General features: G+C 71.1%; 9 protein-coding genes and 1 pseudogene. 6 read left to right on the top strand and 4 right to left on the bottom strand.

Going from position 1 to position 12,606, the window contains the following annotated elements; genetic code table 11:
* Together ACFPIJ_RS26715 and flhA are read right to left on the bottom strand one after the other, a co-directional pair.
* Positions 1–701, bottom strand: a pseudogene (locus ACFPIJ_RS26715) (hypothetical protein); the annotation flags it as partial.
* 235 nt (positions 702–936) lie between these two features.
* Positions 937–2,982 carry a flagellar biosynthesis protein FlhA gene (flhA, locus tag ACFPIJ_RS26710; RefSeq protein ID WP_380118450.1) on the bottom strand — a complete coding sequence of 682 codons (2,046 nt, stop codon included), beginning with the start codon at positions 2,980–2,982 and terminating at the stop codon, positions 937–939.
* A 104-nt stretch (positions 2,983–3,086) separates the two neighbouring features.
* On the opposite strand from flhA, the gene ACFPIJ_RS26705 reads away from it, so the two are divergent.
* Genes ACFPIJ_RS26705 through ACFPIJ_RS26695 form a run of 3 tightly spaced genes read left to right on the top strand, consistent with a single transcriptional unit; the run spans position 3,087 to position 6,536 of the window.
* Positions 3,087–4,328, top strand: a complete 1,242-nt coding sequence (locus ACFPIJ_RS26705; protein WP_380118447.1) for an EAL and HDOD domain-containing protein — start codon at positions 3,087–3,089, stop codon at positions 4,326–4,328.
* A complete protein-coding gene (gene flhB / locus ACFPIJ_RS26700) occupies positions 4,328–5,407 on the top strand; it encodes a flagellar biosynthesis protein FlhB (protein WP_380118445.1) in 1,080 nt (359 codons plus the stop codon). Before ACFPIJ_RS26705 ends, flhB begins: the two co-directional genes overlap by 1 nt.
* Positions 5,408–5,417: 10 nt before the next feature.
* Positions 5,418–6,536, top strand: coding sequence for a geranylgeranyl reductase family protein (locus tag ACFPIJ_RS26695; protein ID WP_380118442.1), 1,119 nt, complete (start codon positions 5,418–5,420; stop codon positions 6,534–6,536).
* On the opposite strand, the gene ACFPIJ_RS26690 is transcribed toward ACFPIJ_RS26695, so the two are convergent.
* Positions 6,523–6,897, bottom strand: a complete 375-nt coding sequence (locus tag ACFPIJ_RS26690; protein ID WP_380118440.1) for a hypothetical protein — start codon at positions 6,895–6,897, stop codon at positions 6,523–6,525. The genes ACFPIJ_RS26695 and ACFPIJ_RS26690 overlap by 14 nt on opposite strands.
* Before the next feature lie 44 nt (positions 6,898–6,941).
* On the opposite strand from ACFPIJ_RS26690, the gene ACFPIJ_RS26685 reads away from it, so the two are divergent.
* Both ACFPIJ_RS26685 and ACFPIJ_RS26680 read left to right on the top strand, forming a co-directional pair.
* On the top strand, positions 6,942–7,427 hold the full coding sequence (locus ACFPIJ_RS26685; RefSeq protein ID WP_380118437.1) for a MarR family winged helix-turn-helix transcriptional regulator: 486 nt from the start codon (positions 6,942–6,944) through the stop codon (positions 7,425–7,427).
* A 55-nt stretch (positions 7,428–7,482) separates the two neighbouring features.
* The gene (locus ACFPIJ_RS26680) at positions 7,483–9,225 is read left to right on the top strand and encodes a putative bifunctional diguanylate cyclase/phosphodiesterase (RefSeq protein ID WP_380118435.1); all 1,743 of its coding nucleotides are present in this window, start codon (positions 7,483–7,485) and stop codon (positions 9,223–9,225) included.
* 8 nt (positions 9,226–9,233) lie between these two features.
* Here ACFPIJ_RS26680 and ACFPIJ_RS26675 read toward each other — a convergent pair whose 3' ends face one another.
* Positions 9,234–10,874, bottom strand: a complete 1,641-nt coding sequence (locus tag ACFPIJ_RS26675) for an alpha-amylase family protein (protein WP_380118432.1) — start codon at positions 10,872–10,874, stop codon at positions 9,234–9,236.
* 87 nt (positions 10,875–10,961) lie between these two features.
* On the opposite strand from ACFPIJ_RS26675, the gene ACFPIJ_RS26670 reads away from it, so the two are divergent.
* On the top strand, positions 10,962–11,846 hold the full coding sequence (locus tag ACFPIJ_RS26670; protein WP_380118429.1) for a helix-turn-helix domain-containing protein: 885 nt from the start codon (positions 10,962–10,964) through the stop codon (positions 11,844–11,846).
* Positions 11,847–12,606: the final 760 nt, after the last annotated feature.

The following is a 12,606-nucleotide window of genomic DNA, read 5'->3' as shown; positions in this document are numbered from 1 at the left end:
GCGGGCGCCGCGGCCGGGGCCGCGCGCTCCGTCGCCTGCGCGGCGGCCGGCGCCGCGGTGTGCGGGTTGTAGGTGCCGGCCAGCCGTTCACTCTGGTCCGGCGTCCGCGGCTTCTCCACGGTGGCGGTGGCTTCAACAGGCATTGAGGACTCCTGCCAGAATTCGGTGTCAAGGTCGGACAGCTGTGGGCGGGGCGGGTTCGGGCGCTGTGGTGCGCGCCTTCGCGGGTCCATCCGCGTCTGTTCGGGCCGGTTGCCGCCGTCGCCCGGGGCGCCCCACGGCATCCCACGGGGATCGACGGGCGGCGGCTGATACCGCTGCGGCTGCGGTGGTTCGGGGCGCTGCTCGAAGCGCGGGTCGGCGTTGACCTGCCGCACGCCGAGCTTCGCGATCGGTTGGTTCGCCGCCGGCCGGAACGGGCGCACCGAGGGCGTGCCCCCGGCTGCCTCGGCGGGCGCCGCGTCGCCCAGCAACCGGTGCAACGCGTCGGCCGCGGTCGGCGGCCGGTTGGCCGCGTCGGCCACGTTTCGCGGCCGGTTGGCCGCGTCGGCCGGGGCGGCCGGCCGGGACGGGCCGTCGGCCGCCGGCGGCCGCGGCGGGCCGGCGGCGGCCGTTGCCCGGGACGGGCCGCCGTCCCGGGCGCCGGCGAGCACGTCGGCGAACGTCGGATTCCGGCCCTGCGCCTCGGCGGCATCCGCCATCGCGGCCAGATCCTGAATACTCAGCGAACGATTCGGCGTGTCGTTTTGGCGGGCGGGCCGGCCGGATGATTGAGTTGTCGAAGCGGCATCCGGGACCTCCACCGTCAGCTCATATTTCTGAGTGCCGAAAAGGCCACCGACTCCACCGGTGCGCACTTTCTCGGCGGAGACGATGACAGCGTCCGGCCTGTGCTCGGCGCGGACCTGCGCGAGCAGTTCTTCGAGGTCACGACCCTCAAGCAGCAACCGGGTAGGCACCATTCACCACCCCAATAGTCTCAATCCGCAGCGTACTCCCGGCGATCTCTGAGTAAGACAGAACCGGCAAACGCGGCAGCGCCATCAACACCAGCTTTCGCAGTGCGTTGCGCAGTTGCGGCGAGCAGACGAGGACCGGGCTGGTGCCGCGTTCCTCGCCGAGTTCGGTGATTCTGGTGAGGTCGGCGAGCATCGACTCGGCGCGGGCCGTGTCGATCAGCAGTTGCAGCCCGCTGTCGGTGGGGCGCAACGACTCCAGCAGTTGCTGCTCGAGTCGCGGGTCGAGCGTGATCGCGGTCAGGGTGCCGTCGTGGGCGTAGCGCGAGGCGATCGCCGGCCCGAGCGACGCACGCGCCGCCTCGACCAGCGAGTCCGGATCGGTGGACTGTTTGGCCTGCAGCGACAGCGACTCGAAGATGCGCACGAGGTCTCGGATCGGCACGCCCTCGTCGAGCATCGTCTGCAGCACCCGCTGGACCTGGCCGAGGCTGAGCGCCGCCGGGGTCAGCTCCTCCACGACGACCGGGTGGGTGCGCTTGACGATCTCGGTGAGCGCGCGGACGTCCTCGCGGCCGAGCAGCCGGCTGGCGTGCACGCGGACGATCTCCGCCAGGTGCGTGATGATGACCGAGGCCCGGTCCACGACCGTGGCGCCGGTGAGGTCGGCCTGGTGGCGCAACTCGGCCGGGACCCACTTGCCGGCGAGGCCGAAGACCGGCTCGACGCCGGCCCGGCCGGGCAGGAACTCCAGGCCGTCGCCGATCGCCAGGACCGTGCCGGGCGGGGCCTGGCCGCGGCCGACCTCGACGCCGCTGATGCGCACCGCGTAGGTGGACAGCGGCAGCTCCAGGTCGTCGCGGGTCCGCACCGGCGGCATGACGATGCCGAGCTCCAGGGCCACCTTGCGGCGCAGCGCCCGGACGCGTTCGAGCAGGTCTCCCCCGCTTGCGTCGACGAGGTCGACGAGGTCCGGGGCGAGGGCGAGCTCCAGGGGGTCGACGCGCATCTCGCCGAGGAGCGTCTCGGTCGGGTCCGGCGGTGGCGGCTCGGCCTCGGCGGCGGCCGCGGCCTGCTGGTCGGCCTCGCTGACCGGCTTCGGCAGGCGCTGCGCGATGATCAGCACCGCGGCGCCCACGAGCAGGAAGGGCAGCTTCGGCAGTCCCGGGATGAGGCACAGCGCGAGGGCCGCGCCGCCGCCGATCTGCAGCGCGCGGCGGTTCTGGCTGAGCTGCTTGCTGACCGTGGCGCCCATGTCGCCGTCGTTGGCGGAGCGGGTCACGATCAGGCCGGTCGCCACCGACAGCAGCAGCGCCGGGATCTGCGAGACCAGGCCGTCGCCAACGGACAGCAGCGAGTAGGTGGCGATCGAGTCGGCCGGGGACATGCCGCGCTGCAGCATGCCGATGGCGAAGCCGCCGATGAGGTTGACCAGGGTGATGATGATCGCGGCGATCGCGTCGCCCTTGACGAACTTCGACGCGCCGTCCATGGCGCCGTAGAAGCTCGCCTCGGACGTGATCTCGGTGCGCCGCTTGCGGGCCGTCGCCTCGTCGATGAGACCGGCGTTGAGGTCGGCGTCGATCGCCATCTGCTTGCCGGGCATCGCGTCGAGGGTGAAGCGGGCGCCGACCTCCGCGACGCGTTCCGCACCCTTGGTGACGACCATGAACTGGACGATGAACAGGATGAGGAAGATGACGAGGCCGACGATGAGCGAGCCACCCACGACGAAGTGGCCGAACGCGTCGATGACGGCGCCGGCGAAGCCGTCGGTGAGCACGAGCCGGGTCGCGCTGATGTTGAGCGCCAGCCGGAACAGGGTCGCGATCAGCAGCAGCGAGGGGAACGAGGAGAACTCGAGCGGCCGCTTCACGTACATGCTGACCAGCACGATCACGAGCGCCAGGGTGATGTTCGCGGCGATCAGCGTGTCCAGCAGGAAGGCCGGCAGCGGCACGACCATCATGAGGATGATCATCACGATGCCGATGGGCACGACGTACTGCGACAGGTGTTTGGGCACGCTCTCCCCGTCTTTCTGATGTGACGCGATCCCCTGATCGGTGTCGAACGGGTAGTTCTGAGGGTTTTCCTTTGGTTGCAGCGCCCCGTGCCGATCGTTGGGGCGTGCAGCCCGCAACGACCTCCCCCGACTCGACGCAGCTCGTCCACATAGGCCGGCAGCCGCTCTATGACTGGTCCGGCCACGTCGTCGGTTACGAGCTGCTGTTCCGTGGTGCCGCGGACGAGGTCGAGGCATCCCGGCGCACCGCGTACGCCACCAGCCAGGTCATCGTCAACGCCTTCACCGAGTTCGGCCTCGAGCAGCTCGTCGGCGGGCGCAGGTGCTTCATCAACCTGACCCGCGACTTCCTCGTCGGCGAGCTGCCGCTGCCGTTCGACCCGGACCACGCGATCCTGGAGATCCTGGAGACCGTCGAGATCGACGACGCGGTGCTCGCCGGGACCGCGCGGCTGGTGCAGCAGGGGTACGAGATCGCCCTCGACGACTTCGTGTTCGGCCTCGGTCACGACCGGCTGCTGGGGCTCGCCTCCTACGTGAAACTGGACCTGCTCATCCGCGAACCCGACGAGCTCGCCGAGGTGGTGGCGCGGTGCCGGCGATACCCCGGCATCAAGCTGGTCGCCGAGCGGGTCGAGTCCGAGGAGCACATCCTGCTGGCCCAGCGGCTCGGGTTCGACCTGCTGCAGGGCTACGCGGTGGGCCGGCCGCAGGTGCTGACGGCGGTCGCGCTGTCACCGTCGCGGCTGCGCCGCCTGGAGCTGCTCGGCGCGGTCACCGCGGAGGACGCCGACCTCGCGAAGGTGTCCACCATCGTGCAGAGCGACCCGGCGCTGTCCTACCGGGTGCTGCGGGCGACGAACTCCGCCGCGTCCGGCCTGCCGCGCAAGGTCGCCTCGGTCCGCGACGCGGTCGTGCTGCTCGGCTCGGCGAAGATCCGGCAGTGGGCGGCACTGATGCTGGTCAGTGACGTGGCGGAGTCCGCGACCGAGGACCAGCTGTCCACGACGATGGCCCGGGCCCGGCTGTGCCAGACGGTGGCGGAACGGCTCGGGCTGCAGGGCGAGGCGGCGTTCACCATCGGGCTGCTCGCCGGTGTCGCCGAGCTCATCTCGGAGCCGGTCGCTGAGCTGGTGAACCGGTTGCCGCTGACCGTGGAGGTGGCCGACGCGCTCGTCGACGGCCACGGCCGGCTCGGCCAGGTGCTGTCGATCGTGCGGGCGTACGAGATCGCCGACGAGCACGCCCTGGCGAGCGCCCCGGTGTCCTCGGCGGATCTGGCCAAGGCGTACCTGTCGGCGGTCGGCTGGTCGATGCGGACGATCGAGGGGGCACTCGGCCGCTGATGGCGGGTGAAAAGACCGAGGAGCCTACCGAACAGAAGAAGCGGAAGGCGCGCAGTGAGGGCACCCGGGCCCGCACGCCGGATCTGGGCGCCTGGGGCGGGGTGCTGCTGGCCAGCATGCTGCTGCCGATGACGGCCCGCAACATCATGTCGCGGACCCAGGAGCTGTTCACCCGGAGCACGCAGGCGATGGTCGACCCGGAGCCGGCGAAGGCCCTGGAGCTGTTCAAGACCGGCGTGAAGGACATCGTGATCCTGGCCGCGCCGATCACGGTGGGCCTGTTCGTGTTCGCGATCCTCGCCACCGCCGCCCAGGGCGGCCTGCGCCCCGCGACGAAGACCCTGAAGCCGGACTTCAAGAAGCTCAACCCGCTCAAGGGCCTGAAGAAGACCTTCGGCGGGCAGGCCGCGTGGGAGGCCGTGAAGTCCCTCGCCAAGGTCGTCATCCTGGGCATCGTCGTCTACAACACGATGCAGACCCTGATCCCGACGCTGCTCGGGGCGACGGCGATGCCGCTGCAGACCATCATCGGCCTGGTCGCCGACACCGTGCTCGAGGTGATCCGGGTCGCCGCGGCGACCGGCCTGGTGCTCGCCTTCGCCGACTACTTCGTGGCGAAGCGGCGGACCAACAAGCAGCTGAAGATGTCGAAGGAGGAGGTCAAGGAGGAGCACAAGAAGTCCGAGGGCGACCCGCACGTCAAGGGCCAGATCCGGCAGCGGCAGCACGAGATGGCCCGCAGCCGGATGATGTCCGACGTGCCGAGGGCCGACGTCGTGGTGGTCAACCCGACGCACGTCTCGGTGGCGCTGCGGTACGACCCGACGAAGGGCGCGCCCCGGGTGGTGGCGAAGGGCGTGGGCGTGATCGCCCTGAAGATCCGTGAGGTCGCCGACGAGCACCGGGTGCCGATGGTCTCCGACGTGCCGCTCGCGCGGGCGCTCTACGGGGCCTGCAACATCGGCGACGAGATCCCGGCCGAGTTCTTCGGCGCGGTCGCCCGCGTCCTGGCGTTCATCATGATGCTCAAGTCGAAGGGTTCCGCTGCGGGCGTGCACACCGTCCCGGACAGTCGCTAGCTTTTGTGCCATGGACGAGTTCGACGTCGTGGTGGTCGGTGCCGGGCCGGCGGGAGCGTCGGCCGCGCTCGCCGCGCGACGGGCCGGCGCGAGCGTGCTGCTGCTGGACAAGGCCGACTTCCCGCGGGACAAGCCGTGCGGCGACGGGATCGCGCCGCATGCCCTCGACGTGCTCGCCGGGCTCGGTGTGACCGGCGTCGAGGCCGGATACGCGCCGGTGCCGGCGTTACGGCTCGTCGGGCCCGCCGGCGGAGCCGTCGCCAGGGCGCACGCGCGTCCCACGTACACCATCCCCCGGCTTCAGCTCGATCAGCGGATCGTGGCCGCGGCGGTGGCGGCGGGCGCGGTGTTGCGGCGCCACACCGTGCGCCGGGTCGAGGAACGCGACGCCCGGGTCGTGCTGGACGGTGTGGTGTCGGCGGGCGCGGTCATCGGCGCCGACGGCGCGTATTCGGTCGTGCGCAAGGCGCTCGGGCAGGCCCCGAACGGCCCCGGCCACCTGGCCCTCGCGATCCGTGGATACGCACCCGCTCCGGCGGGCCCGGTGGAGCAGCGCATCGTCACGGCGTCGCGGGAGTGGCCGGCCTACGCGTGGGCCTTCCCGATCGGCGACGGCACCGCCAACATCGGCTACGGCGAGGTCCTGCACGGCCGGTCGATCTCCCGCGCGCACCTGCTGGACCGGCTGGCGGCGCTGCTGCCGGACGTCGACGTGGCCGCGGCAGGCGGTCTGCGCGCGCACCACCTGCCGCTGTCGACCCGGCGCCCGCCGCCGGCCCGCGGGCGGCTGCTGCTCGCCGGCGACGCCATGTCGCTGATCAACCCGTTCACCGGAGAGGGCATCTTCTACGCGGTGCTGTCCGGCGCCCTGGCGGGTGCGGCCGCGGCCGGGGACGCGCCGGGGCGCCGCTACGCCGCCGCGTTCCAGGGGCGGCTCGGCCGGCACCTGCGGCACTCGAGGGCGGCGGCGCTGCTCGGCGGCCGGCAGTGGATCGTCAACGCCGCGGTGCGCGCCGCCGACCGCCGGCAGGCCGTCTTCGACGACCTGATCGAGCTGGGTCTTGGCGACGGCACGCTGACCCCGCGCACGATCGGCGCCATCGCCCGGCACACCGTCATCCGCCGCTGAGGTTGCCGGCCATGTGGGCCAAGGTGCGCACGGTGGTCAGGTAGTCCTCGTCCGGGATCCCCTCGGCGGCCCGCCGGCGGACCGTGGCCACGTCCACCGCGATCTCCGCCCGGGCCCGCTCGCCGCCGGCGGTGAGCGCGCCGTCCGGCGTCGTCCAGCCACGGGCGGTGAGGTCGGCGACGACCTCCGGGTGGGACCGCTCCCCTGGGCCCCAGAACGGATCGTCCGGGCCGAGCCCGTTGAGCACCTGCCAGTGCCGCCGGGTCAGCCCCCGCGCGTCCAGGGTGGACGTGAACGCGTCCTCGATGCGGCGGTCGAGCTCGCGCAGCCAGTGGCCGATCGGCCGGTCCTCTGCTTTCATGGAGTCCCCCTGTACATGTCGAAGGAATGTAGATAACAAAGATTATGCATGATGCACTTGGTGCGGTCGAGGCCGCGATGGTCGCGATCCGGCGCAGCCAGACCCGCCGCGCGCTCGCCCGCAGCGGACCGACCGGCGGGGTCGATCCGGCCGTCTTCGACGTCGTCGACGCCGTCGAGGGCGCTTCCGCTGCCGTCGAGGGCGCTTCCGCGGCTCCTGCCGGCGGCGGGGCCACGGTGATGTCGGTGGCGGCCGCGCTGGACGTGGCGCAGCCCCGTGCCAGCAAGCTCGTCGCCGCCGCCGTCGAGGCCGGCTGGCTGCGGCGGGAGGCGGATCAGGGCGACGGGCGGCGGTCGCTGCTGGTCCTCACCGAGGACGGCCTGGCGCTGTCCGAGCGGGTCCACGCGGCCCGCCGGGCCAGGTTCGCCGCCGCGACCGGCGACTGGTCCCCCGCGGACCTGGCCACGTTCGCCCAGCTCCTGACGCGCTTCGTCGCGGGCCTCACCGAAACGGCTGGATCACGGCACTGAGCGTCGATTCTTCAATGCCTCCCGGCACGGTAATCTTCGCGCCAGGGGTGATGCGGTGACCGCCGAAGACGGCCGGGACGATGCGCTCATCGAGCCTGCGCTGTCCGAACTCGCGCACCGGTGGGTCGCCGCCGTGCGCCAGACCAGCTATCTCGACCTCGGCGCCGAGGCGCTGCGCAGCCGGTTCGACCAGTTCGTCCGGCTGCTCGCCGAGGTGCTGCGCTCCAAGCCCTTCGAGCCCGCCCCAGCGGCCGCCGTCGGGTCCGCGCTCGTCGAGGTCGGCCTGTCCAGCCCCGATGCGCTGCAGCGCACGATCGCGGTGCTCGCGGGGCTGCCCGCCGCCGCGGGCGAGCTGCCCGACGAGGACCGCATCGGCGTGATCCTCGGTGCCGTCGCGGCCGGCTTCACCCGCGCCGGGCGGCAGCGCATCCTCGACGACCAGGAGCGCATCCGCCGCGCCTGGGCCAGGGCGCTCACCGACGCCGAGCACAGCCTCCAGCTGGAGCTGCACCACCAGGCCCACCACGACCCGCTGACCGGGCTGCCCAACCGGGTCCTGCTGCACCGGCACCTCGTCGACACCCTCGACGCGGCCGGCAACCGCGCCCGGATCGGGGTCTGCTTCCTCGACCTCGACGAGTTCAAGACCATCAACGACACCCTCGGGCACGGCTCCGGCGACCGGCTCCTGGTCGCCCTCGCCGACCGGCTGCGGGCCTGCGTCAACGGCGCCGGGCACTTCGTGGCCAGGGTCGGCGGCGACGAGTTCGTCGTGGTCGTGCGCGACAGCAAGGGGCCCGGTCAGCTGACCGAGCTGGCCGAGGCGATGCTCGCCGAGCTCAGCAAGCCGGTGCGGCTGGACGGTCACGAGCTGTCGGTGTCGGCGAGCATCGGCATCGTCGAGCAGCCCTGCCGCGGCGCCGCGCCCGAAGAACTGCTGCGCGCCGCCGACGCCACCCTCTACCTGGCCAAGGAGGAGGGCCGGGCGCGCTATGCGCTCTTCGACGTCGAGCGCAACGCCCAGCAGGTGCTGCGCTACGGGCTGACCGGCCGGCTCGCGGGCGCCCTGGACCGCGGCGAGTTCGAGCTGGTCTACCAGCCTCTTGTGGCCCTCGCCGACAACCGCCTGCGCGGCGCGGAGGCGCTGCTGCGGTGGCGGCACCCGGACCTCGGCACGGTCTCGCCCAACACGTTCATCCCCGTCGCCGAGCAGTCCGGCATGATCCACCCGCTGGGCCGCTGGGTGCTGCGCGAGTCGTGCCGGGTCGCCGCCGACTGGCAGCGCGCCCACCCGGACACGCCGCTGCTCATCAGCGTCAACGTCTCACCGCGCCAGTGCACCGACCCGCGGCTGCTCGACGACGTGCGGCACGCCCTCGCCGACACCGGCCTCGACCCGGCCAACCTGCAGCTGGAGCTGACCGAGACGGTGCTCATGCAGTCCACCGGCCAGCCGATCCAGACCCTGCGCACCATCGCCGACCTCGGCGTGCGCATCGTCATCGACGACTTCGGCATCGGCTACTCCAACCTCGCCTACCTGCGCCACCTGCCGGTGCACGGGCTGAAGCTGGCCGGCGCCTTCATGGCCGGCATCCGCTCGCTGGCCAGCGACCACGTCGACGAGCAGATCGTGGAGACGGTGATCCGGCTCGCGCACACCCTGCAGATGACCGTCACCGCCGAGGGGATCGAGACGGCCGACCAGGCGGCCCGCCTCGCCGCCCTCGGCTGCGACCTCGGCCAGGGCTGGCACTTCGGCCGCCCGGTGCTCCCCGGGTCCTTCCCGACGCCCTGAGCGCCGTCCTAAGCGGCGCCGCGACGCAGGCGGATCCAGCGGTACCCATACCCGGACAGGCGCAGCGCGGTGAAGTCGCCGACCTCGTCGTACTCCTGATTCGCGAAGACCTCGTTCGGATGGTCGGTGTCCCCGGCCAGGTTGCCCAGATCGACCGTCACGTCGTCGGTGCCGAGGTTGTGCAGGAACAGCATCGAGCCGGTCGGGCCGTCGGCGCGGTGCACCAGCACCCCCGGCGGCAGCGGCTGGTCCACGCAGGCGCAGGTGCCGTTGCCGACCTCCGGGCTCTCCCGCAGGGTGCGGATCATCCGCTCGAACCACGCGAGCAGCGACGCCGGGTCGTGCCGCTGCGCGGTGACGTTGACCTGTTCGAAGCCCCACTCGCCCTTGCTGATCACGGGCCGGATCGGCTCGGCGTCGCTGAACCCGCCGTTGGTCGCATAGGACCACTGCATCGGCGTCCGGATGGCGTACCGGCCGGCCTGGGTCAGGTCCTCCCCCATGCCGATCTCCTCGCCGTAGCGCAGCACCGGGGTGCCCCGCAGCGTGAACTGCAGCGAGTAGGCCAGCTCCAGGCGGCTGCGGTCACCACCGAGCATGGGGCCGAGGCGGCGGCGGATGCCGCGGTCGTACAGCCGCATGTCCTCGTCGGGGCCGAACTGCTCGAACACGTCCTCGCGCTGCTCGGCGGTGAGCCGCGACAGGTCGATTTCGTCGTGGTTGCGCAGGAACGTGGCCCACTGGCCGCCCGCCGGCAGCTTCGGGGTGGTCTTCAGCCACTCGATGACCGGCTCCGGGTTCTGCCGGGCGAGTGCGAGGACCAGGCGGCCGTTGAGCATGAAGTCGAACAGCATGTGGATGCGGTTCGCCGACCCGCCCGCGTCGCCGAAGTACTCCGGCAGCTTCTCCGGCTCCACGTTGGCCTCGGCGAGCAGGACCGCGTCACCACGCCGCCACTGGATGTGCTGGCGCAGCTCGGTGAGGTAGTCGAAGTCCATCGGGGCCTCGCTGCGCCCCGGCTCGGTCAGCTCGATGATGAACGGCACCGCGTCCATCCGGAACCCGGCGACGCCGAGCTGGATCCAGAACGCGAGGATCTTCTTGATCTCGGCGCGGACCAGCGGGTTGGCGAAGTTCAGGTCCGGCTGGAAGTCGTAGAAGCGGTGGTAGTACCAGGCGCGGGCCCGGCGGTGGTAGGTCCACGTCTCGGCCTGCTCACCGGGGAACACCATCCCCTGGAAGCGGTCGGCGGGTTCCTTGTCGGCCCAGACGAACCAGTCCCGGTAGGGCGAGTCCTTCGACGCGACCGCCGACTGGAACCACGGGTGCTCGTCCGACGTGTGATTCACCACCAGGTCGATGATGACCTTGATACCGCGGTTCGCCGCCTCGTGCAGCAACTCGGCGAAGTCGCCCAGCGTGCCCAGTCTCGGATCGACGTTGTAGAAGTCCGTGGCGTCGTACCCGTCGTCCCGGCCGGGTGTCGGATGGATCGGATGCAGCCACAGGCAGTTGATCCCGAGCCTGGTCAGATAGTCGAGGCGGCTGATGAGACCTTGAAAGTCGCCGATGCCATCCCCGTTGGAGTCCTGGAACGTCTCGACGTCCAGGCAGTAGATGACACTCTCGGTGTACCAGCGCTCGCCCATGTGCTCGGGGTTACCGAATCGGCAATTACGCAAACGCGCGCTTGCGTGCGCCCCGCCCCGACCGCGAGGATGGCTCCCGGGGGGCTGATGGTCGACTTCGCCGGCGCGCTACGTGACGCCATCCAGGCACGGGGCCTGGGACTGGAACGCATCCAGGAGCGGCTTCGCGCCGAGGGTTTCTCGGTGAGTCTCGCCACGTTGAGTTACTGGCAGACCGGACGGAGCCGCCCGGAGCGGCGTGAGTCCCTGGCTGCCCTCGCCGAGCTCGAGAAGATCCTCGAGGTCGATCCGGGGTCCCTGGCCGCGCTCGTGGGGCCTCCGCGGCCGCGGGGCCGGCACCTGCACAAGAGCCAGGAGGCGCCCGCGCTGGGGGCGTTCTGGTCCGAGCAGGACCTCATCACCGACCTGGCGCAGGGCGTCGACACCCGCTGGGACGAGCGGCTGACCCGGCTCAGCCAGCACGACCGGGTGAATGTGGGCCCGGAGCGCGGCGAGATGTCGTTCCTCGTCCGCCAGGTGTTACGCGCCGAGGCCGACGGCCCCGACCGCTACGTGGTGATCGTGCGCCTCGACGAGCTGGAGCACCCGCTCCCACTGGTGACCGCGGTCCGCAACTGCCGCCTGGGCCGGGTGGTCGAGCACGTCGAGAGCGCGTTCCTCCTGGCGGAACTGCTCTTCGACCGCCCCCTCGCCAAGGGCGAGACGGTCATCACCGAACATGCGCTGCATAATTATCCGCCGTTTCCGACAGCGACCAATTATGAGCGCAAGTTCCGGCTTCCGGTGCGTGAATACGTGCTCGAGGTGTGTTTCGATCCGGCCGCGCTACCACGGGCCGTCTATCAGTTCCAGCAGATGGACGGCCAGACCGAACAAGTGACCCCTTACGAGGTCGACGTGGGCAATTCGGTCCACGCGATCGCGCTTGACTACGGCCCGGGTCGATACGGGTTCCGATGGGACTGGGACTGAGTTGGCTGCTCAGATGGTCTTGGGCAGTTGAGAACAACGGGGCGCCGGTGTGGCCAGCGCCCCGCCTCTGTTCCCGGACATTACCGGCGTCACCATCTGAACGGCTGGGATGTCGCCGCGACGGTAAGGGTGGAACGCATGTGCCGCCTCCACAAGGAAGTTCGTTTTCCTTGTCAATGACGTTATGGCGGCACCCGAACCACCGGAAGATCCCCTGAAGGCTTAACAGTTAACCCTAGGACCCCAACCCCCGTTAACAGTTAAGTATGGGAAACAGCCCATTCACAAACCCGATCACCAGCGAGGCCGGCACCGACCGCAGGCCGCCGCACGACACCCCGCACAGATCGAGGTCACAGACCGGCCGTCCGACGCCACGGGACACCCGCACCAGAGGCAGGTGTCAACCTCAACAGCCTCGAAAGTCAGCGCGGAGCGTGCGAGCCGGCCGCGCGAAGCGCAGGCCTGCGGCCGACAGCGGCCCCCCGTAGGAGGTTGGGCCTGCCTCCGCGTCTCGCGCAATGCAGGCGAGTTGGACGAAAGACCTGAGCGATCCGAAACCTGAACCCCCGGTCTTTCGGGTGCCCACGCGCATGCGTCTGAGTCGACCGCGCCCGCCAGGGCGCAGGTCGTGCGAGCGCAGCGAGCATTGGGGGTGTGGGGTGAGAATCCCCCACTGCTCTTCCGGCCGAAGGCCGCAGCGGAAGAAACAGCCCGCCGCGGAAGAAACAGCAGACCGGGCGGTCGCACCCGCCAACTT

The sequence above is a fragment of the Dactylosporangium cerinum genome (assembly GCF_042653625.1).
GTDB classification, from domain to species: domain Bacteria; phylum Actinomycetota; class Actinomycetes; order Mycobacteriales; family Micromonosporaceae; genus Dactylosporangium; species Dactylosporangium cerinum.
The sequence above is the reverse complement of the archived record's forward strand: the minus strand, read 5'-3'. Positions and strand labels throughout refer to the sequence as shown.